Genomic DNA, 19,866 nt, shown 5'->3' with positions numbered 1-19,866 from the left:
CGCCGTTGCAAGAGTAAGGCAAAGGGCAAGGCAAGGACAGAACCTTAACCGATCCGCTGGCCCCCGGCGATCAGCGAGGGCGGTTTGGCTGCTACAGTCGTTCAAGCATCATCGACCCCAACCACCGACACCCCATGCGCCTCTCTTTTTGTTGCACCGACACGACCCCGGAACCCTGGCTGCAAGGCCTGCGCGCCGCCTTGCCCGATGCCACGCTGGAGCTCTGGCAGCCCGGTGCGGCAGTAGCCGACTACGCCGTGGTATGGGCGCCGCCGCAGCAGTTTCTGGACGAACAAACCGGCCTCAAGGCCTTGTTCAATATAGGTGCCGGGGTTGATGCGCTGTTGCGCCTGCGCCTGCCGCCCCAGACTCGGGTGGTGCGGTTGGACGACGCGGGCATGTCGGTGCAGATGGCCGAATATGTATGCCATGCGGTAATTCGGCATTTCCGTGAATTTGATGGCTACCAGGCGGATGTGGCGCTTGGCAAGTGGTCGTACCGCAAGCCGCGCAGGCGCCAGGATTTTCCGGTCGGCGTGATGGGCCTGGGCGTGCTGGGCCAGCGCGTCAGCCGGGCGCTGGCGCAGTTTGATTTTCCCGTGACGGGCTGGAGCCGCAGCGCCAAATCCATAGCCGGGGTTCAATGCTTTTCGGGCAACGCCAGCTCCAACGGCTTCAACGGCTTCAACGATTTTCTGGCGGCCACGCGCATTTTGGTGTGCCTGCTGCCGCTGACGCCGGATACCGAAAACATCATGCGCCGCGACACGCTGGCCCGCTTGCAGCCGGGTGGCTATGTCATCAATGTGGCGCGCGGCAGCCACCTGGTCGATGAAGATTTGATTTCGCTGCTGGACAGCGGCCAGCTGGCGGGCGCGACGCTCGATGTGTTTCGCACCGAACCGCTGCCGGCGGCGCATCCGTTTTGGCTGCACCCCAAAATTACCGTGACGCCGCACACCTCGGCGCGTACTTTGCGTGATGAAAGCATTGCGCAGATTGCGGGGAAAATAAAGGCACTTGAAAATGGCGCACCGATTGCCAGCCTGGCCGGTGTGGTTGACCCAAAAAAAGGATACTGATGTTGCCCCACGGTCGTTCGCTTCGCGTAACTCCCTGCACCTTGCAGGCCGCCGCTCGCCAGAGGCTTCGCTTCTGGTGCCTGTCCAAACCTGCTCATGCAGGTTCGGAGCCGCAGCCACCAGCCCCGAGGGGGCCGCTGCGCCTGCGGCCCGGCAAAGCCGGTTCCGCGGCCCCTGCTTGGTTGACAACCAGTCATCGGCCCACGACCACCCTATCTTCTGAAAGAGCCCCATGAACCTTCCTTCCAAAGTCAAGCTGGTCGATGTCGGCCCCAGAGACGGCTTGCAAAATGAAAAAGCGCCGGTGCCCGCGGCCGTCAAGATCGAGCTGGTGCAGCGCCTGCAGGATGCCGGGTTGACTGAAATCGAAGTCACCAGTTTTGTCTCGCCCAAATGGGTGCCGCAAATGGCCGACGCCGCCGAGGTGATGGCCGGTATCCAGCGCAAGCCGGGCGTGCGTTATTCCGTGCTGACGCCCAACATGAAGGGGCTGGAAGCGGCCATGGCGCCGGCGCGCGAACTCTGGCCCGATGAGATCGTGGTGTTCGGCGCGGCCAGCGAGGCCTTCAGCCAGCGCAACATCAACTGCTCGATTGCCGAGAGCATTGAACGCTTCGCGCCTGTGGTGCAGGCGGCACGCGCGGCCGGCATCTATGTGCGCGGCGCCATGTCGTGCGCCGTCGGCTGTCCCTACGAGGGCGAGATTGCGCCCGCGCGGGTGGACTATCTGGCCGGCCTCATGAAAGGCATAGGCGTGCAGCACATCGGCATGGCCGACACCATTGGCGTCGGCACGCCGCTCAAGGTGCAGCGCGCCATGGAGGCCACGCTCAGGCACTACGACATCAACGACGTGTCGGGCCACTTCCACGATACCTACGGGCAGGCGCTGGCCAACACGCTGGTGTGCCTGCAGATGGGCGTGTGGCAGTTCGACACCTCGTCCGCCGGCCTGGGCGGCTGCCCGTACGCCAAGGGCGCCACGGGCAACGTGGCGACGGAAGACGTGGTGTACCTGCTGCACGGCATGGGCATTGAAACCGGCATTGACCTGGAAAAACTGATAGACGCGGGGAAATTCATCAGTGATTTTCTGGCCCGCAAACCCAATTCACGCGCCGCCACCGCACTGCTGAATAAAAGGGCGAACTGATGAGCCGTGTTCAGATCGAGGAACTTCCTGAAAGCGTGCAGCGGGTAGCCGACGTGCTCAAGGCCAAGGGCCACGCGCATGCCCCCGTGATGCTGGACGACGCGGCCCGTACCGCGCAGCAGGCGGCGGACGCGCTGGGCGTCGAGCTCGGGCAGATCGCCAAGAGCGTCGTCTTTCGCCGCGAGTCCGACGATGCCGCCGTGCTGGTGATCATGTCAGGCGACCAGCGGGTCGACGAAAAAAAGGTCGAGGCCCTGGTCTGCCAGAGCGGCCAGCGGATAGGCCGGGCCGATGCCCGGTTTGTGAAAGGCAAGACCGGATTTTCGATTGGCGGCGTGTCCCCGCTGGCGCATGCGTCGGCCGTTGTCACCCTGATAGACCTGAGCTTGCAGCGTTTTGATGAAGTGTGGGCGGCAGCCGGGCACCCGCACGCGGTCTTCAGACTCACGGCGCAGCAGCTCGAACAGCTGACCGGAGCGCCCGTGGTGAACGTAGCGCAGGACATCGTGGAGCCACCTGAACGCCATGATGATGCTATAAAATTAATAGCTGCTCGCGCACGTACTGTAAAGGCTTCAGGCGATATTGTTCCTTCGCCGTGCATTTCTGTGTGTCGCATCAGCGCTGACACCGGCTGGTGTGAGGGCTGTTTTCGCACGCTTGGCGAAATTTCGGCCTGGAGCCGCTCTGGCCCCGACGCGCAGCGCAGGCTTTGGCAGACCATAGAGCAACGCATGGCGGGCTGATTCCATGGACCTTGCGCCTTTACCTTCGCCTTCGCCTTCGCTCCAGCCGCGGTCCTTCATGAAACACATCACGTTTTATCTCGATTTCATCTCGCCCTATGCCTACCTGGCCTTCGAGCAGCTGCCCGAAGCACTCCAGGGGCTGAGCTACAGCGTCAGTTACCGGCCGGTGCTATTTGCCGGCATGCTCAAACACCATGGCCAGCTTGGCCCGGCAGAGATCGCGCCCAAGCGTGACTGGACCTATCGTCAGGTGCTGTGGCTGGCGCACAACCTGGGCATTCCTTTGCAAATGCCGGCCAGCCATCCGTTCAACCCCTTGTCGCTGTTGCGGCTGGCGCTGGCGTGCAGCTCCCAGGCAACGCCTGGCGCGCCCAATCGCTACGTCTGCGAAAGCATTTTTCGCCATGTCTGGCGCGGCGGGGCCGAGGCTGCCGACGCGCAGCGTTTCCAATCGCTGGCGCAGCAACTGGCGCCACCAAGCGACATGCAGGGCCCCGCAGTCAAGGCGCGGCTGAAAACAAATACCGACGAGGCGATAGCGCAGGGCGGTTTCGGCGTGCCGGCGTTTGCGGTCGATGACAAGCTTTTCTGGGGACTCGATTGCCTGCCCATGTTGCGCGCCTATCTGCTGGGCGACGCCTGGTTTGAGGGCCCCGAGTGGCAGGGCGTTGCCGGCGTGCGCACGGGGGTTCAACGTCAGTAATCTGGGCCGTGCGCATGTGAGAATGGCGTGAGCAAGTGGGTAACCCACGCTTTCTTCAGGGGACTTCCGCATGCCCAGCGCCTTCAATTTTTCGGCCTCGCCCTTCGACTGCCTGACGCTGGATGAACAGCGCCTGGTGCAGGACAGTGTGGACATTGCCTACTTTCCGCAGGGTGAAACCATTCTGGCCATGGGCGCACAGCCGACCCACCTGTTTGTCATCATCAAAGGCTTTGTCCAGCAGTTTGATGGTAGCGACGTGGTCACCACCTACCGTCCGGATGACTGCTTTGATGGCCGGGGGCTGGTGGCCGGTCGAGTCAGCAGCCGTTTTGTGGCGGTCGAAGAAGTGGTGGCCTACCAGCTCGCCAAGCACGCCGTCAGTGAGCTGATTGCCGGCAATGCCACTTTTGGCGCTCTGCTTTTTTCCGATTTGTCCAACAAGCTCAGCGCCCTGTCCGAGCGGCAAAGCCGGCACGAGCTGCAGTCGCTGACGATGGCGCGGGTCGACGAGGCGCTGCTGCGCCCGGCGCATTTTGTTGAGGCGGACACTTCCATAATGGACGTGGTCAAGCAGTTTCACGCGCTGCGCACGGCCACCCTGCTGGTGCGCGACCGCCGTGTCGATCCGCCCGCGCTGGGTATTTTTACCGCGACGGGGCTGCAGCGGGCCATCTTGCATGGCACGCCGCTGGACCGCTTGCTGGTGGGCGAGCTGGCCAATTTTTCGCTGATCCGGGTGCGGCCCGACGACCAGCTGGGGGAGGCGCTGGCCGTCATGCTCAAGCACAAGGTGCACCGCCTGGTGGTGGCCGATGGCGAGCAGATCATGGGCGTGCTGGAGGCGCTGGACCTGTTCAGTTTTCTGGCCAACCAGTCCTACCAGATCAACATCCAGATCCTGGAAGCCCAGGATGTGGCAACCCTCAAGCTGGCGGCCGGGCAAATCACCCGGCTCATTGCGCTGCTGAACCGCAACGGCACCAAAGTCAATCTGATCGCCCGGCTGGTGCAGGAGCTCAACGCCAAGCTGTTCGAGCGCGCCTGGCAGCTGATCGCACCGCCCGATCTGCTTGCCAACAGCTGTCTGTTCGTGATGGGCAGCGAGGGCAGGGGCGAGCAGCTGCTCAAGACTGATCAGGACAACGGCCTGGTGCTGCGCGACGGCTATGCCTGCTCGGTCGACGTGGCCGAGGTCTGCGACAAGTTTTCAGAAGCGCTGGCCGAGTTTGGCTACCCGGCCTGCCCGGGCCACATCATGGTCAGCAATCCGCAGTGGTGCCAGAACGTGACGGACTTCAGCCAGACCGTGCGTTTGTGGTGGATGACGGCCAGCCCCGACAGCCTGATGGCCCTGGCTATTTTCCTGGATGCCCACGCCGTCTGCGGCGACACGGCGCTGCTTGAACAGGTGCGCGCGGCGGTGTTCGAGCTGGCGGCCGACAACGACGCCATGCTGGCGCGCTTTGCTTCGGCCATCAATCTGTTTGGGGGCAACGGTGCCTGGTGGAATCGGCTATTTTTGATGGGCGACCAAGGCAAGGAGCCGCTGGACATCAAGAAGCTCGGCACCTTCCCGTTGGTGCACGGCATACGCAGCCTGGCGCTGGCCCAGCGCATCCGCGTCACCTCGACGGCAGAGCGTGTCGAAGCGCTGATGGCGGCGGGGAAACTGCCTGAAAAACTGGCGGGCGACCTGATGGATAGCCTGCATTTTTTCATGGGTCTGAAGCTGAAGGTCGGCCTGCAGGCTCTGGAAACCGGGCACGCGGCCTCGGGCGGCATTCAAATGGAAAGGCTCAGCAGCCTGGACCGTGACCTGCTCAAGGACACGCTGGGCGTGGTCAAGCAGTTCAAGGTTTTGCTGAACCAGCGCTTTCACCTGGAGGCCTTGTGAGGGCGGCTAGCCTGTCGCCCATGGCTTGGGCGGCGGCGCTCAAGCGCGAATGGCTGCTGTATCACCTGGGCGATCCGCGCTTTCGCTTCATGTGGGACGCGCCACCGGACGACGAGTGGGTGGCGCTGGATTGCGAAACCACCGGGCTGAACGTCAAGACCGATGACATCATTTCGATTGGCGCGGTGCGCATCCGCGGCAACCGGATCATGACCAGTGAACGCCTGGAGTTGCTGGTGCGTCCGGACAAGCGCGTGTCAGCCGACAGCGTGCGGGTACACCGCCTGCGCGAGCAGGATGTGGCGCAGGGCATCAGCCCGGATGACGCGATGATGCAGCTCATGCACTTCATCGGCAGCCGGCCGCTGGTGGGCTACTACCTGGAGTTCGATCTGGCCATGATCAAGCGGGTGTTGTTTCCCATGCTTGGCATGGGCTTGCCGCAGCCCAAAATCGAAGTGTCTGCGCTGTACTACGACTACAAGTACCTGCACCTGCCTGCCGATGCGCGCGACACCGGATCAATTGACCTGCGCTTCGACAGCCTCATGAAGGACTTGGGTTTGCCAATGCGGCCTGCGCATGATGCGCTGAATGACGCGGTAATGGCGGCGCTGGCTTTTTTGAAGTTGCGGCAGTTGAAGGGGGTGTAGACGGGGGCGCTGATGCTATAAAAAAATAGCTGAATGCGCCCGTTGAGTATGGGCTGTGGGACTATTCTTTCCCCTAACTGGCCTCGTGATCTGATTTGAGCCGTCGCGTGCCGTGCAAGAAGCCAATCAGCCTTGCCTGCCCGCTACTTCGGCCAGCGCTTGTGTCCGACGAACTCTTCCCAGCTGAGGAAACCATCCTTGTCGGTATCGCGTTTGTCAAAGTTGGCTGCAAAATAGTCGGAGACCTTGCTGACCTCTTCCTTGGACAGTTTGCCATCCTTATTGACATCAGCGGCATCGAACTGGGCGGCTGACTTGGCTTTCATCTGCCGCGCAACTTCACCCCGGTGACCCGCTTCATCAAGGCGCGGCACGATGGTTTGGGCGTTCGCTGCACTCAGTGCGGCAGCAGCCGTGACTAACAACGCAAGATGGCGCATGCTTTTCTCCCGTTAAAAGGGTGTCCCGAATCTGGTGCAAACCGAAAGCTGGCTTTAAGGCCAGGAAATTCTCATTTCAAACTGGATGATAGACCGGTCAGCGCGGCCTTCCAGCCATGGCCCCACAGGTTTTAAAGCGACTCGACTGGGGCTTTCATTAGGGCGAAAAAAAACCGGGCATGCGCCCGGCCTTTTTGATGGAGGCATCAACCTCGAGGTTCAGTGACCCGAAGAAGCCGAGGCGCCCAGACCCGTCTCGGAACGAACCTGCTGCGCCTTGTACAGCGCGCGTTCCTTGGCTGCCTGCGGGCTGCGGTCCAGCATTGAGAACAGCCAGACGCCGGCAAAGCCGATGGTGATGGAGAACAGGGCCGGTGAGGAGTAGGGGAACAGCGCTGAGCCCTTGGGATTGTTCAGCACGGCTTCCCACACCGATGGCGAAACCACCGTCAGGCCGACAGAAGAGATCAGGCCCAAAAAGCCGCCAATCACGGCGCCACGCGTGGTGCAGTCTTTCCACAGCACAGACATGAACAGCACCGGGAAGTTGGCCGACGCAGCAATCGCAAAAGCCAGCGACACCATGAAGGCGATGTTCTGCTTTTCGAAGGCAATGCCCAGCAGCACGGCAATCACGCCGAGTGCCAGCGTCGTCATGCGGGAAACTTTCAGCTCCGAAGCACTGTCAGCCTTGCCCTTTTTGATCACGGTGGCATAAATGTCATGCGATACGGCAGAGGCGCCGGACAGCGTCAAGCCCGCCACCACAGCCAAAATGGTGGCAAATGCGACGGCCGAGATGAAACCGAAGAACACGTTGCCGCCGACTGCTTTGGCCACCAGAACCGCCGCCATGTTGGACGATCCGCCGCCGCCCTTGATGACGCCTGTAATCGTGTTGGAAAACTCGGGGTTGGTCAATACCAGCGTGATAGCACCGAAGCCGATGATGAAAATCAGCACATAGAAGTAGCCGATCCAGGTCGTGGCCCAAAATACTGATTTGCGGGCTTGCTTCGCATCAGGCACCGTGAAGAAGCGCATCAGGATGTGCGGCAGGCCGGCGGTTCCGAACATCAGCGCCATGCCGAATGAAATGGCCGAAATCGGGTCTTTGATAAAGCCGCCGGGTCCCATGATGGCTAAGCCAATATTGGCGGCTTCTTCAGACGTTTTGCCGCCGTTGACCGCAAGTTGTGTTTTGACTTCCACGCCTTTGGCAAATAGCGCTTCAAAGCTGAAGCCGAACTGCGCCATCACCATGAACGCCATGAAGGTCACGCCGGCCAGCAGCAGGCAGGCCTTGATGATCTGCACCCAGGTTGTCGCAGTCATGCCGCCAAACATCACGTAAATCATCATCAGCGCGCCGACGATCACCACCGCCATCCAGTAGTCCAGACCAAACAGCAGTTTGATCAGCGAGCCTGCGCCTACCATTTGTGCGATCAGGTAGAAAGCCACCACCACCAGCGTGCCGGAGGCCGCAAAAATGCGGATGGGTGTTTGCTGGAAGCGGTAACCGGCTACGTCGGCAAAAGTGAATTTGCCCAGATTGCGCAGGCGCTCGGCCATCAGGAAGGTGATGATAGGCCAGCCCACCAGAAACCCGATGGAGTAGATCAAGCCGTCATAGCCTGACGCCATCACGGCGGCAGAGATGCCCAGAAACGATGCGGCCGACATGTAGTCGCCGGCAATGGCCAAGCCATTCTGGAAGCCGGTGATGCCGCCGCCGCCGGTATAGAAGTCAGCGGCAGACTTGGTCTTTGCAGCGGCCCATTTGGTAATGAACAGCGTGGCCACGACAAAAGTTGCGAACATGCCGATGGCCACCCAATTGGTCGGTTGCTTTTCAACTTGTCCCAGGTCAGCCCCGGCGGCTTGCGCTGCAGCAACTGAAAGCAGTGCCGTCAAGGCCATCAGGAATTGGAGTCCAGCCTTCATTTGGAAGCCTCTTTCAGAATTTCGGCGGTCAGCCTGTCGAACTCGCCATTGGCACGGCGAACATAAAGGCCAGTGATGACAATGGTAAAAACAATAACGCCCAGGCCGATGGGAATACCCAGTGACGTGACGCCAGCGCTGATGGGCTGCGCCAGAAAGGGTTTGTTGAACGCAATCAGCGCGATGTAGCCGTAATACACCACCATCATGAGAATGGTTAGCAGCCAACCAAACGAGTTGCGTTTTCTGCGAAGCTCGTGGTACTTGGGGTTGGCCTCGATTTTGGCCACGACAGGGTCACTCATATGTATCTCCTACTGGGTGAATCAGTATTGACAACAGCCCGGGGCGGGTGTCGCAGGGGGTGGATTTTGTGGGGAGCTACTGACCACGCCCTTACGTTGTATTCGCAGGCATAGGACTTTCCCTAGGCGATCGGTGGTCTCAAATATGCGGTTACTGCCTGTTTCTTCTAAATTTCCTGCCATGAGAAATAAAGGCTCAGGGTTAGTGCTTGGTATGTAAGCTGGCGTTCAGTTTTGCGCAGGTCGCTGTCGGAATCGTGTCAGAACCGGGTCAGGAGGCAGCCAGATAGTGTGGCCTGTCACCCGCTCTGGGTGGCCAGATTAAATTTCATAAAAGGAGATAGACACATGGCTACAGCAGCGCCCAACCGGCCTATGACGCGCGAAGAGAGGAAGGTGATCGTTGCGTCATCACTCGGTACCGTTTTCGAGTGGTACGACTTCTATCTTTACGGCACCCTTGCCGTCATCATCGGCAATCAGTTTTTCTCGGCACTCGATCCCGCTTCCCGCACCATCTTCTCGCTGCTGGCTTTTGCCGCCGGCTTTATCGTGCGTCCGTTTGGCGCGCTGGTGTTCGGTCGTCTGGGCGACATGATCGGCCGCAAGTACACCTTCCTGGTCACCATCCTGATCATGGGCCTGTCCACCTTCATCGTGGGTTTGCTGCCTAACTATGCCTCGATTGGTGTGGCTGCACCGGTGATCCTGATTGCACTGCGCATGCTGCAAGGCCTGGCGCTGGGCGGTGAGTATGGCGGCGCTGCAACCTATGTGGCAGAGCATTCGCCGCACGGCAAGCGCGGCTTTTACACGTCCTGGATCCAGACCACGGCGACGATGGGTCTGTTCCTGTCGCTGCTGGTGATTCTTGGCGTGCGCACCGCAATCGGCGAAGCCGCCTTTGCTGACTGGGGCTGGCGCATTCCCTTCCTGGTGTCCATCGTGCTGCTGGGCGTGTCGGTCTACATCCGCCTGTCCATGAACGAATCACCGGCTTTCACAAAAATGAAGGCTGAGGGCAAGACCTCCAAGGCGCCTTTATCCGAGTCTTTCGGACAGTGGAAGAACCTGAAAATCGTGATTCTGGCGCTGATTGGCTTGACGGCTGGCCAGGCGGTGGTTTGGTACACCGGCCAGTTCTACGCACTGTTTTTCCTCACCGGCGCACTCAAGGTCGATGGCCCCACCGCCAACCTTTTGATCGCCGCCTCGCTGGTCATCGGCACGCCTTTCTTCGTGTTGTTTGGCGCGCTGTCGGACAAAATTGGTCGCAAGCCCATCATCATGGCCGGTTGCCTGTTAGCTATCCTGACCTATTTCCCGGTGTTCACCGCACTGACCAAGGCTGCCAATCCTGACCTGGCAGCTGCCCAGGCTAAAAACAAGGTCGTGGTCACTGCCGATCCCAAGGAATGCTCGTTCCAGTTCAACCCGACCGGCGTTCAGAAATTCACCAGCTCTTGCGACATCGCCAAACAGGTGCTGTCGGCCGGCTCGGTGAGCTATGACAATGTGGCCGGTGCTGCGGGCGTCCCAGCCACCATCAAAATTGGTGAAACCGTGATCACCGGCTACCAGGCTACTGGATTGTCCGCCGATGAAGCGAAGAAGAAAGACGTCGAGTTCAAGAAAGCGACGGCTGACGCGTTGAAGGCTGCCGGTTACCCCGCTAAGGCCGACCCTGCCAAGGTGGACAAGGTCACCATCATCCTGATTCTCACCTACCTGGTGATTTTGGTCACCATGGTCTACGGACCGATTGCTGCGATGCTGGTAGAAATGTTTCCGACCCGTATCCGCTATACCTCGATGAGCCTGCCCTACCATATTGGTAACGGCTGGTTTGGCGGCCTGCTGCCCGCAACGGCGCTTGCCATCGTGGCGCAGACCGGCAACATGTACAGCGGTCTGTGGTACCCCATCATTGTGGCGGCCATGACTTTGGTGGTTGGCACGCTGTTCGTCAAGGAAACCAAGGACGTTGATATTTACGCCAACGACTGACAGACCTTGGGTCAGCGCAGGCGCCAACCGCCCGCGATGATCCTAACGGCCTTGTAAGAGTTCTTAGGCCCTCGTCAGCATTTGCCGAGGGCTTTTTTTTGGGAGAAAGAAAATGTGGAAAATTGTGGTCGGATTTATTGTGTTTGCAGGGCTGGCTCTGTATATGCTTAGCAAGGGTGGCGACATTGATATGGGGGGTGAAAAGCATGGTGTATTCAAGGCGCCTGTTGTCGTCACGGCAGGAGCCGTCAGCGGATCCAAGGCGTCGAGCTCAAATTTTTCCGGGGTGTCAGCCGTCGTGAACTTGGGGGCCGCAGAGAAAGAGTCGGTCGAAATTTGACAGGCAACTGACAGAAATGATAGGAGTTGAAAAAAATAATGGGTAGCAGGTGGAAGTGAGTAAAATTCTGTTGCAGTGAAAGTTTGTTACGGCGTTACAAGTCTCTGATTACTGGCTGACGCTAGGCCAGTCGAGCTCACAGCGCTCCTCCAGGTTAAACCGATGATCTATAAGAAGACGGAGTTGGGTAAATCTGCCTTGCAGGACCGCTCCCCGGGCTTGACACGCCACCAGCGCTCCGTATTTATCATGTTCGATGGCAAACGCACTACCGACGAGGTTGTGCAGGCCATGGGCGTATTGGGTGTGACGACCGATGACGTGAATCATCTGCTGTCGCTCGGATTAATCGAGGTCAGCTCAAGCGTGACGTTCACCCAACTTGCACATCAGTTGCATCCCGTTTCCGCCCCCAGTCTTGCCGGAGCACCCAGCCTGAGCGCACAAGAACATTATTTAAAGCTTTATCCGATTGCCACCCGGCTTACTGCGGGTCTGGGTCTGCGCGGCTTCCGGCTCAATCTGGCTGTTGAGGCTGCGGCTGACGTGATCAAACTGCAAGAGCTGGCGCCGAAAATCAAGGAAGCCGTCGGTCCCGAAAAATTCAAGGAGTTTGAGAGCGCCCTGCATTTCTGAGTCCTCAGGTGAACTGATGCGCTCGCCACAAATTTTGTAGTGTCAGCAAGGCACCCTGCAAAAGATTCGGGTACAGATGCTGGACCAGCGGCTTAGCTAATACTTTTTAGCTATTAGTATCTTCAGCCGAATTGAGGTAACCTTCCAACCTCTGTCCAGCAAGTGAGTCTGGAGAAGAGGAACCAGCTGCCGGATTTTTGCAGCTGCTGCGTTGCTGCTCACCAGCAGGCACCAGCTCTCGCCCTCTATCGGTCCGGGCTTGACGGCTGGACGCAGGGCTTCGGGAAGCAGCGGTTCAATCGCCTTGAACCTGGCGCTGGAGTCCTTAATGAGTTCGGCCAGCCGCGCCAGGGTGGGGGAGTTTCCGGCGGCTTGATGGGCGCTAAGCGCTTGCGGGAGGCGCCGATTCGTGGTCACGCTTGGCCGGCCCGAGCCAGACGGGCACCAACATTTATTGAGGTAGACATGTGCATTTGATTATCACGGATGCGTGGCTGGCGAAAAGTCGCGCGATCTATTTAAACGGCAACCAACTGGTGTTGGCCGGCTTGGTGGCTGCGCTGGCACTGATGCTGGTGGCCGCCGGCCTGTATCACTGGGTGTTTCTTAAAGGAGCGCGCGAAGGCTGGCCAGTGATTGGCGCGCTGGTCCAACTGGTGGTGAAGGACGAGGCTGATCAGCGCGACCGCTTTATGCGCGAGAACCTCGATGCCATGGCCAAGCGCCTGGGCGAAATGCAGGCCAAGATGGTGCAGCTCGAATCGCTGGGTGAACGCGTCTCTGGGCTGGCTGGCGTCAGTCCCAATGACATCAAGGTAGCGCCCGGTCGCGGCGGTGCTCTGGTGGGCGGCCACTCGTTGACCATGCAGGAGCTTCAGGCCACTCTGGCAGATCTGGATCGGCTGACTGATCAGCGCGTTGATTTGATGACCGTGATGGAGTCGCGCCTGTTTGATCAGAAGATCAAGAAAATGATGGTGCCGACCCAGGAGCCGGTGGCCGGCGGTAACCTCGGTTCCTCGTTTGGCTGGCGCATTGACCCGCTTAATGGGCGATCTGCCTTGCACACTGGCCTGGATTTTCCGTCGGATACCGGCACTGCCATTCTCGCCGCGGCGGGCGGCATCGTCGTCGCTCAGGAATTCCACCCAGCTTACGGCAACATGGTGGAAGTGGACCACGGCAACGAACTCATCACGCGTTACGCCCATGCGTCGCGGGTGCTTGTCAAAAAAGGCGATCTGGTCAAGCGCGGGCAGAAAATAGCTGAAGTCGGTACCACCGGGCGCTCCACCGGCCCGCATTTGCATTTCGAGGTGCTGGTTGAAGGGGTTTACCAGGATCCGCAAAAATTCCTGACAGCTGGGCGCAAACTGCCCCAGCTCGCCGCCACGGCTGCGGCTCGTGCGCCGTCATTGCGGCAAGGGCCTGTCAATTGAAGGCTTTTTCCACTCTTGCGCCGCGCCAGTTACTGCGCGCGCGCTGGCCGCCGAGAGGAGCCCGGCCAAGGGCGCGCAGGCAGAGTTAAAATCCGGGGTTTGCGCACAGTTGAACAAATTGTTGACGCCCACACCCGAGTTCCATAATCAATAAGGGATTTCGGCCGCATTGCCAGCTCGCGTGAGAAGGCGGAGCGGCCTCGCATTTATGGCATCCAACAATATCCTCACCAAAATTTTCGGCAGCCGTAACGACCGGTTGCTCAAGACTTACCGCAAAACCATAGACCGCATCAATGCGCTGGAAACTGACTACGAAAAGCTGGACAACGACCAGCTGCGCGCCAAGACCCAGGCGCTCAAAGACCGGGTAGCTGGTGGTGAGGAACTCGACGCCGTATTGGCCGAGGCCTTTGCTGTGGTGCGCGAGGGCAGCAAACGCGTCATGAAGATGCGTCACTTCGACGTGCAACTGCTCGGCGGTATGGCGTTGCATAACTGCAAGATTTCCGAAATGGGCACGGGTGAGGGCAAGACCCTGACGGCGACGCTGCCGGTATACCTCAATGCGCTGACCTGCAAGGGTGTGCATGTGGTGACGGTCAACGATTACCTGGCCAGCCGCGATGCGCGCTGGATGGGCAAGCTCTACAACTTTCTGGGCTTGAGCGTCGGAATCAATTTGCCCAACATGTCGCGTGAGGAAAAGCAGGAGGCCTACAACGCCGACATCACCTACGGAACCAACAACGAGTTTGGCTTTGATTACCTGCGCGACAACATGGTTTTCGAGGTGGCTGACCGGGTTCAACGCGGCCTGAACTACGCCATCGTCGATGAGGTCGATTCCATCCTGATCGACGAAGCACGCACGCCGCTTATCATCAGCGGCCAGGCCGAAGACCACACCGAGATGTATGTGGCCATGAACAAGGTGGTCCCCCTGCTGACCCGTCAAGAGGGTGAAGCTGATCCGCGCACCGGTGAGGGCGTGACCAAGCCGGGTGACTACACCATCGATGAAAAAACACGGCAGGTGTTTTTGACGGAGCAGGGCCACGAGAATGCAGAACGCCTGCTGTTCAATCTGGGTCTGATCGCCGAAGGCGCCACGCTTTACGATCCGGCCAACATCTTGCTGATGCATCATCTGTATGCGGCACTGCGCGCCAATCTGCTGTATCACCGCGACCAGCACTACGTGGTGCAAGACGGCGAGGTGGTGATTGTTGACGAGTTCACGGGCCGGCTGATGTCGGGTCGCCGCTGGAGCGATGGCCTGCATCAGGCCGTTGAGGCCAAGGAAGGCGTGCAGATCCAGGCCGAGAACCAGACCCTGGCGTCCATCACCTTCCAGAACTATTTCCGCCTCTACGGCAAACTGGCCGGCATGACCGGCACCGCTGACACCGAAGCCTACGAGTTCCAGGAAATCTACGGGCTGGAAACCACCGTCATTCCGCCGAACCGGCTGAGCCAGCGCGACGACCAGCTGGATCGCGTCTACAAAACCACGCGCGAGAAATACGAAGCCGCCATCAAGGACATTCGCGAATGTTATGAGCGCGGCCAGCCGGTGCTGGTCGGCACCACCTCGATAGAGAACTCCGAAATCATCGACCAGCTCTTGGTCAAGGAAGACCTGCCGCACCAGGTGCTCAATGCCAAGCAACACGCCCGTGAAGCTGACATCGTGGCCCAGGCGGGTCGCCCCAGGATGGTCACCATTGCCACCAACATGGCCGGGCGGGGAACTGACATCGTGCTGGGCGGCAACGTTGAAAAACTGATTGAAGCGGTTGAAGCCGATGAATCGCTCGATGCCGCGGCGAAAGAAGCCGAAATAGCGCGACTGCGCAGCCAGTGGACGCAGGAGCACGAGCAGGTGAAGTCGCTGGGCGGTTTGCGCATCATCGCGACCGAGCGCCATGAGTCGCGCCGCATCGACAACCAGTTGCGCGGCCGCTCGGGCCGTCAGGGCGACAACGGCTCATCGCGCTTTTACCTGAGCCTGGACGATCCACTGATGCGCATTTTTGCCGGCGACCGCGTCAAATCCATTATGGAGCGGCTCAAAATGCCCGATGGCGAGGCGATAGAAGCCGGCATCGTGACGCGCAGCATCGAATCGGCGCAGCGCAAGGTCGAAGCGCGCAACTTCGACATGCGCAAGCAACTGCTTGAGTACGACGATGTGGCCAATGACCAGCGCAAGGTGATTTACCAGCAGCGCAATGACATCATGGATGCCAGCAGCCTGCAGGCGCAGATTGCCTCGCTGCGCGAAGGCTGCTTTACCGATTTGACGCGGCAGTATGTGCCCGCCGAAAGCGTCGAGGAGCAGTGGGATGTGGCGGGCCTTGAAAAAGTGCTGCGTGACGAGTGGCAGTTCGAGTTGCCGCTGCACCAGCAGATGGAGGCCGCCACCGCGATGACGGACGAGGACGTGCTGGAGAAAGTCCTCGCCGCCGCCAACGCCGCGTTCGCCGACAAGGTCGAGAAAATTGGCGAAGAAAATTTCACCCAGTTTGAACGCGTTGTCTTGCTGCAGAGCATAGACAGCCACTGGCGCGAACACCTGAGCGCGCTGGACTATCTGCGCCAAGGCATCCATCTGCGGGGCTATGCGCAAAAGCAGCCCAAGCAGGAGTACAAGCGTGAAGCCTTCGAGTTGTTTGGCCAGCTGCTTGACAGCGTGAAAAACGAAGTCACGAAAATACTGATGACTGTCAAGATCCAGTCAGGCGAACAGCTTGAGCAGGTTGCTGACGAAATGGGAAGCCGCGCCGAAAGGATCAGCAACGTCACCTACACCGCGCCGACCGAAACCGGCGACGTGGAAACGACGCTCGATGAAGAGTCGCATCGGCAGGCGCAGTCCGCGCTGGGCGCCGGCATGCTGCGCGTCGGCCGCAACGACCCGTGTCCCTGCGGTTCGGGTAAAAAGTTCAAGCTGTGCCACGGCCGCTTAACCTGAAGACCCTGAGCCCGCTGCACCCGAATGTCGCCTGAGCCTGTTTTAACCTGACAGCCTTGCCCTTCCTTTTCTGCCCCGGTTTTCTGGAGTCAAGACCATGCCCGTGAATCTGGTTGCCACGCCCGCCGCGAACCTTTACCCGGTGCCTGGCGTGCGCTGGGGTATTACCGAGGCTGGCATTCGCAAGGCCAATCGCAAAGACCTGGCCGTGCTGCTGCTGGACGAAGGCGCCTCGGTAGGTGCCGTCTTCACGCAAAACCGGTTTTGCGCCGCACCGGTGCAAATCTGCCGCGAACACCTGGCCCGGCAGTCGGGCCAGAGCGCCGGGATTCGTGCCCTGTTGATCAACACCGGCAACGCCAACGCCGGCACCGGCGCCGATGGCTTGAGCCGCGCGCGCGCCAGCTGTCTGGCGCTGGCCGCTGCGCTGAATTTGGCGCCAGAGCAAATCCTGCCGTTTTCAACCGGCGTGATTATGGAGCCCTTGCCGCATGAGCGAATTGTGGCCGGGCTGCCCGCCGCACTGGCCGATGCCGGGCCGGACCACTGGGCCCAGGCCGCCGAGGCCATCATGACCACGGATACGGTGGCCAAGGCCTTTTCGAGCCGCATCACACTGGCTAACGCCAGCGTCACCATCACCGGCATCAGCAAAGGCGCCGGCATGATTCGGCCCAACATGGCGACCATGCTGGGCTTCATGGCGACCGACGCTTGTGTGGCCCCTGCGTTGATGGCGCAACTGGCCAAAGAATTGGCGGAAGGCTCGTTTAACCGCGTCACCGTCGACGGCGACACCTCCACCAACGACTCCTTTGTGGTCATCGCCACCAACCAGGCCAAACACCCCACTGTTACCTCGCTGGACAGCCCCGACGGCCAGACCTTGCGGGCTGCCATGCTGGCCATCGCGCAAAAACTGGCGCAGGCCATCGTGCGTGACGGCGAGGGCGCCACCAAGTTCATCACGATTGCAGTCGAAGGCGGGAAAACCGGCGAGGAATGCCGCCAGGTGGCCTACGCGATTGCCCATTCACCCCTCGTCAAGACGGCCTTTTTTGCCAGCGACCCGAATCTTGGCCGCATCCTGGCCGCAGTCGGTTATGCCGGCATCGACGACCTCGACCAGACCCGGATCGATTTGTACCTGGACGATGTGCTGGTGGCCAAAAACGGCGGCCGGCATGTGGACTATCTGGAAGCCGAGGGCCAGCGCATCATGAAGCAAAGCGAGATCAGCGTGCGCGTGCTGCTCGGTCGCGGTGCGGCCAGCGACACGGTCTGGACCTGCGACCTTTCCTACGACTACGTCAAGATCAATGCAGATTACCGAAGCTGAAGCATGAACGCACAGTTCGAACGCCTGATGGCGCGGGTTGAATCCTTGGTGGAGCGCATTGAATCGGTGTTGCCGCAACCTTTGTCCGCCCCCGACTGGGCGGCGTCCATCGCCTACCGTTACCGCAAGCGCAGTTCGGGTCACGGTGCGCTGGAGCCGGTCCGGCACATTGGTGCAATGGGCCTGAATGATTTGAAAGAAATTGACGATCAGAAAGAAAAAATTCGCCGAAACACCGAGCAGTTTGTCAGCGGCAGGCCGGCCAACAATGTGTTGCTGACGGGCTCGCGCGGCACCGGAAAATCGTCGCTGATCAAGGCCTGCCTGAATGAATATTCGGCGCGCGGCTTGCGGCTGATTGAAGTGGACAAGACCGATCTGACGGATCTGCCGGACATCGTCGACGTGGTCTCCGGCCGGCCCGAGAAATTTATTGTCTTTTGTGACGACCTCAGTTTCGAGGAAGGAGAGCCCGGCTACAAGGCGCTCAAATCCATTCTGGACGGCTCCATCGCCGCCGCCACCCCGAATGTGCTGATTTACGCTACCAGCAACCGGCGCCACCTACTGCCCGAGTACATGACGGAAAACCTCACCTACACGCACACCGATGATGGTGAAGTGCATCCTGGTGAAGTCGTCGAGGAAAAGATTTCGCTGTCCGAGCGCTTTGGGCTGTGGGTGAGTTTTTACCCGTTCAGCCAGGACGAGTATCTGAGCATCGTGGCGCAGTGGCTGTCGTCATTCGGTGTGGGTCTGCCTGCCATCGCGGCGGCCCGACCTGCGTCGCTGGTATGGGCGCTCGAGCGCGGCTCGCGCAGCGGCCGCGTCGCCTACCAGTTTGCGCGCGACTATGCCGGCACGCACGCAGGCAACTGAACGGCGATGACGGTTCCGACGGGGTCGACAACTCCGGTATTGGTCGCTGATGCGGATCAGGTGCGTGAAGGTGGCGCTGATCGCCCGTTCGTTGATGTCGCCGTCGGCGTGCTGATTCGGCCCGACGGCCAGTTTCTGCTGACCTCGCGCCCGCCCGGCAAGGTTTACGAAGGTTATTGGGAATTCCCGGGCGGCAAGCTGGAGGCGGGCGAGACGGTGGAGCAGGCCTTGCGCCGCGAGCTTCACGAAGAAATAGGCATTGTTATCGCTGCCGTGCACCCCTGGAAAGTCGAGATGGTGGACTACCCCCACGCGCTGGTGCGGCTGCATTTTTGCAAGGTGTTTGCCTGGACTGGCGAGTTGCAGATGCACGAAGGCCAAACCTTTGCCTGGCAGTCTTTGCCGGTCTGCGTCCAGCCCGTTTTGCCCGGCACTGTTCCGGTGCTGGCCTGGTTTGCCGCTGAGCGCGGGTTTTCCGCCGCAACGCACCGACCCGGCACATAGAGCTGGCGCGCAGCCGCTTGAGGCGGCCCTGGCCCGCTTGAAACAGCCTCCAACGCCATTTTAGGCATCAAATAGGCCTCTAGCCCAATCAGAACGGGCGCAAGTAGCTATGAAATTCATAGCAAAAAATTGTCGCGCCCCTTGCGCCAGTCACCTGCCAAATTCCCACTGCTTGCTCGCCCCCAGCACGGCGTTGGGATAGGGTGCCTTGCCGCGCGAGCCGTTGTAGCGGCCCAGGCCCATGAAGACATCGCCGCGTTCGCGGTCCAGGTAGTGGCGCAGGATGACGCAACCAAAGCGCAGGTTGGTCTGCATGTGAAACAGCTTGCCAGGGTCGCCATCGCCAATCACGCGCGTCCAGAAAGGCATCACCTGCATGTAGCCGCGCGCCCCCACGTTGCTCACGGCAAACTTGCGAAAATTGCTTTCAACTTGGATCAGCCCCATCACGAGCGTCACGTCCAGCCCGGCGCGTTTGCTTTCGTACCAGACGGTTTGCAGAAATTCCTTGCGGATTTGCCATTCCGGGCTTTTCTTCTTGAGGCGATCGCTCATGGCGCCCAGCCAGCGTAGGTAGACCAGTTTGCTTTCGGTGTCCCTGAACTCGGGAAGCGGTGGCGCGCGGTTGGCAATGGCAGAACCCAGCGTCGTTCGAACCGAGTCCATGAGCGGTTCTTCGAGTTGTGAACCGGCCCTTGCCTGCTCTGAAAATAATAGCGGACTGCACAAGCAGGCTATGGTCTGCAGGCACTTTCTTCTGGAAATTCGCGTTGCCGTCAGGGCTTCGGGCGCTCGGGGCTGCATGGACAATCGCCA

At 60.0% G+C, this 19,866-nt stretch carries 19 protein-coding genes; 14 read left to right on the top strand and 5 right to left on the bottom strand.

Going from position 1 to position 19,866, the window contains the following annotated elements; all coding sequences use genetic code 11:
• Positions 1-134 precede the first annotated feature (134 nt).
• From HHJ18_RS00200 to HHJ18_RS00175, 6 genes are all read left to right on the top strand, one after another.
• On the top strand, positions 135-1,082 hold the full coding sequence (locus tag HHJ18_RS00200) for a glyoxylate/hydroxypyruvate reductase A (protein ID WP_296910323.1): 948 nt from the start codon (positions 135-137) through the stop codon (positions 1,080-1,082).
• A gap of 232 nt (positions 1,083-1,314) precedes the next feature.
• Positions 1,315-2,235: a hydroxymethylglutaryl-CoA lyase gene (locus tag HHJ18_RS00195; protein ID WP_296910321.1), complete on the top strand. Its 921-nt coding sequence runs from the start codon at positions 1,315-1,317 to the stop codon at positions 2,233-2,235.
• Positions 2,235-2,981 (top strand): YbaK/EbsC family protein, encoded by a 747-nt coding sequence (locus HHJ18_RS00190; protein WP_296910318.1) that lies wholly within the window; start codon positions 2,235-2,237, stop codon positions 2,979-2,981. Before HHJ18_RS00195 ends, HHJ18_RS00190 begins: the two co-directional genes overlap by 1 nt.
• 58 nt (positions 2,982-3,039) lie before the next feature.
• Positions 3,040-3,687 carry a 2-hydroxychromene-2-carboxylate isomerase gene (locus HHJ18_RS00185; protein ID WP_296910316.1) on the top strand — a complete coding sequence of 216 codons (648 nt, stop codon included), beginning with the start codon at positions 3,040-3,042 and terminating at the stop codon, positions 3,685-3,687.
• A gap of 70 nt (positions 3,688-3,757) precedes the next feature.
• Complete coding sequence (locus tag HHJ18_RS00180; RefSeq protein ID WP_296910314.1) at positions 3,758-5,584, top strand: DUF294 nucleotidyltransferase-like domain-containing protein; 1,827 nt, start codon at positions 3,758-3,760, stop codon at positions 5,582-5,584.
• On the top strand, positions 5,581-6,237 hold the full coding sequence (locus HHJ18_RS00175) for a 3'-5' exonuclease (protein WP_296910311.1): 657 nt from the start codon (positions 5,581-5,583) through the stop codon (positions 6,235-6,237). The genes HHJ18_RS00180 and HHJ18_RS00175 overlap by 4 nt, the downstream gene beginning before the upstream one ends.
• A gap of 143 nt (positions 6,238-6,380) precedes the next feature.
• On the opposite strand, the gene HHJ18_RS00170 is transcribed toward HHJ18_RS00175, so the two are convergent.
• From HHJ18_RS00170 to HHJ18_RS00160, 3 genes are all read right to left on the bottom strand, one after another.
• Complete coding sequence (locus HHJ18_RS00170; RefSeq protein ID WP_296910310.1) at positions 6,381-6,677, bottom strand: EF-hand domain-containing protein; 297 nt, start codon at positions 6,675-6,677, stop codon at positions 6,381-6,383.
• 219 nt (positions 6,678-6,896) lie between these two features.
• A complete protein-coding gene (locus HHJ18_RS00165) occupies positions 6,897-8,600 on the bottom strand; it encodes a cation acetate symporter (RefSeq protein WP_296910464.1) in 1,704 nt (567 codons plus the stop codon).
• Between the two features lie 20 nt (positions 8,601-8,620).
• The gene (locus HHJ18_RS00160) at positions 8,621-8,929 is read right to left on the bottom strand and encodes a DUF485 domain-containing protein (RefSeq protein WP_296910308.1); all 309 of its coding nucleotides are present in this window, start codon (positions 8,927-8,929) and stop codon (positions 8,621-8,623) included.
• 348 nt (positions 8,930-9,277) lie between these two features.
• Here HHJ18_RS00160 and HHJ18_RS00155 point away from each other — a divergent pair, with 348 nt between their 5' ends.
• The 3 genes from HHJ18_RS00155 to HHJ18_RS00145 all read left to right on the top strand — a co-directional run bounded on the left by HHJ18_RS00155 (position 9,278) and on the right by HHJ18_RS00145 (position 11,912).
• Positions 9,278-10,936 (top strand): MFS transporter, encoded by a 1,659-nt coding sequence (locus HHJ18_RS00155; RefSeq protein WP_296910306.1) that lies wholly within the window; start codon positions 9,278-9,280, stop codon positions 10,934-10,936.
• A 112-nt stretch (positions 10,937-11,048) separates the two neighbouring features.
• Positions 11,049-11,276, top strand: a complete 228-nt coding sequence (locus HHJ18_RS00150; RefSeq protein ID WP_296910304.1) for a hypothetical protein — start codon at positions 11,049-11,051, stop codon at positions 11,274-11,276.
• A gap of 162 nt (positions 11,277-11,438) precedes the next feature.
• A complete protein-coding gene (locus HHJ18_RS00145; protein ID WP_296910303.1) occupies positions 11,439-11,912 on the top strand; it encodes a hypothetical protein in 474 nt (157 codons plus the stop codon).
• Between the two features lie 96 nt (positions 11,913-12,008).
• On the opposite strand, the gene HHJ18_RS00140 is transcribed toward HHJ18_RS00145, so the two are convergent.
• Positions 12,009-12,329: a hypothetical protein gene (locus HHJ18_RS00140; protein ID WP_296910301.1), complete on the bottom strand. Its 321-nt coding sequence runs from the start codon at positions 12,327-12,329 to the stop codon at positions 12,009-12,011.
• 50 nt (positions 12,330-12,379) lie between these two features.
• Between HHJ18_RS00140 and HHJ18_RS00135 the strand changes: the two genes are divergently transcribed.
• From HHJ18_RS00135 to HHJ18_RS00115, 5 genes are all read left to right on the top strand, one after another.
• A complete protein-coding gene (locus tag HHJ18_RS00135; RefSeq protein WP_296910299.1) occupies positions 12,380-13,351 on the top strand; it encodes a M23 family metallopeptidase in 972 nt (323 codons plus the stop codon).
• A 208-nt stretch (positions 13,352-13,559) separates the two neighbouring features.
• A complete protein-coding gene (secA, locus tag HHJ18_RS00130; RefSeq protein ID WP_296910296.1) occupies positions 13,560-16,328 on the top strand; it encodes a preprotein translocase subunit SecA in 2,769 nt (922 codons plus the stop codon).
• A gap of 97 nt (positions 16,329-16,425) precedes the next feature.
• Positions 16,426-17,667, top strand: a complete 1,242-nt coding sequence (gene argJ, locus HHJ18_RS00125; protein WP_296910294.1) for a bifunctional glutamate N-acetyltransferase/amino-acid acetyltransferase ArgJ — start codon at positions 16,426-16,428, stop codon at positions 17,665-17,667.
• A 3-nt stretch (positions 17,668-17,670) separates the two neighbouring features.
• Positions 17,671-18,546, top strand: coding sequence for an ATP-binding protein (locus HHJ18_RS00120; protein WP_296910293.1), 876 nt, complete (start codon positions 17,671-17,673; stop codon positions 18,544-18,546).
• Between the two features lie 6 nt (positions 18,547-18,552).
• Positions 18,553-19,050 (top strand): NUDIX domain-containing protein, encoded by a 498-nt coding sequence (locus HHJ18_RS00115; protein WP_296910291.1) that lies wholly within the window; start codon positions 18,553-18,555, stop codon positions 19,048-19,050.
• A gap of 150 nt (positions 19,051-19,200) precedes the next feature.
• On the opposite strand, the gene HHJ18_RS00110 is transcribed toward HHJ18_RS00115, so the two are convergent.
• The gene (locus HHJ18_RS00110) at positions 19,201-19,854 is read right to left on the bottom strand and encodes a lytic transglycosylase domain-containing protein (protein WP_296910289.1); all 654 of its coding nucleotides are present in this window, start codon (positions 19,852-19,854) and stop codon (positions 19,201-19,203) included.
• Between the last annotated feature and the right edge of the window lie 12 nt (positions 19,855-19,866).

The organism is Polaromonas sp. (assembly GCF_012927455.1).
Classification (GTDB): Bacteria; Pseudomonadota; Gammaproteobacteria; order Burkholderiales; family Burkholderiaceae_C; genus Polaromonas.
Note: the sequence above shows the minus strand (reverse complement) of the source record. Positions and strands in the feature narration are given on the sequence as shown.

What these genes read in the sequence shown, in the direction of transcription:
- HHJ18_RS00185 (WP_296910316.1), top strand. Translation starts at nt 3,040, where the DNA reads ATGAAACACATCACGTTTTATCTCGATTTCATCTCGCCCTATGCCTAC.
- HHJ18_RS00110 (WP_296910289.1), bottom strand. Translation starts at nt 19,854, where the DNA reads ATGCAGCCCCGAGCGCCCGAAGCCCTGACGGCAACGCGAATTTCCAGA.
- HHJ18_RS00120 (WP_296910293.1), top strand. Translation starts at nt 17,671, where the DNA reads ATGAACGCACAGTTCGAACGCCTGATGGCGCGGGTTGAATCCTTGGTG.
- HHJ18_RS00160 (WP_296910308.1), bottom strand. Translation starts at nt 8,929, where the DNA reads ATGAGTGACCCTGTCGTGGCCAAAATCGAGGCCAACCCCAAGTACCAC.
- HHJ18_RS00155 (WP_296910306.1), top strand. Translation starts at nt 9,278, where the DNA reads ATGGCTACAGCAGCGCCCAACCGGCCTATGACGCGCGAAGAGAGGAAG.
- HHJ18_RS00200 (WP_296910323.1), top strand. Translation starts at nt 135, where the DNA reads ATGCGCCTCTCTTTTTGTTGCACCGACACGACCCCGGAACCCTGGCTG.
- HHJ18_RS00115 (WP_296910291.1), top strand. Translation starts at nt 18,553, where the DNA reads ATGACGGTTCCGACGGGGTCGACAACTCCGGTATTGGTCGCTGATGCG.
- HHJ18_RS00165 (WP_296910464.1), bottom strand. Translation starts at nt 8,600, where the DNA reads ATGGCCTTGACGGCACTGCTTTCAGTTGCTGCAGCGCAAGCCGCCGGG.
- HHJ18_RS00180 (WP_296910314.1), top strand. Translation starts at nt 3,758, where the DNA reads ATGCCCAGCGCCTTCAATTTTTCGGCCTCGCCCTTCGACTGCCTGACG.
- HHJ18_RS00150 (WP_296910304.1), top strand. Translation starts at nt 11,049, where the DNA reads ATGTGGAAAATTGTGGTCGGATTTATTGTGTTTGCAGGGCTGGCTCTG.
- HHJ18_RS00190 (WP_296910318.1), top strand. Translation starts at nt 2,235, where the DNA reads ATGAGCCGTGTTCAGATCGAGGAACTTCCTGAAAGCGTGCAGCGGGTA.
- argJ (WP_296910294.1), top strand. Translation starts at nt 16,426, where the DNA reads ATGCCCGTGAATCTGGTTGCCACGCCCGCCGCGAACCTTTACCCGGTG.
- HHJ18_RS00145 (WP_296910303.1), top strand. Translation starts at nt 11,439, where the DNA reads ATGATCTATAAGAAGACGGAGTTGGGTAAATCTGCCTTGCAGGACCGC.
- secA (WP_296910296.1), top strand. Translation starts at nt 13,560, where the DNA reads ATGGCATCCAACAATATCCTCACCAAAATTTTCGGCAGCCGTAACGAC.
- HHJ18_RS00170 (WP_296910310.1), bottom strand. Translation starts at nt 6,677, where the DNA reads ATGCGCCATCTTGCGTTGTTAGTCACGGCTGCTGCCGCACTGAGTGCA.
- HHJ18_RS00195 (WP_296910321.1), top strand. Translation starts at nt 1,315, where the DNA reads ATGAACCTTCCTTCCAAAGTCAAGCTGGTCGATGTCGGCCCCAGAGAC.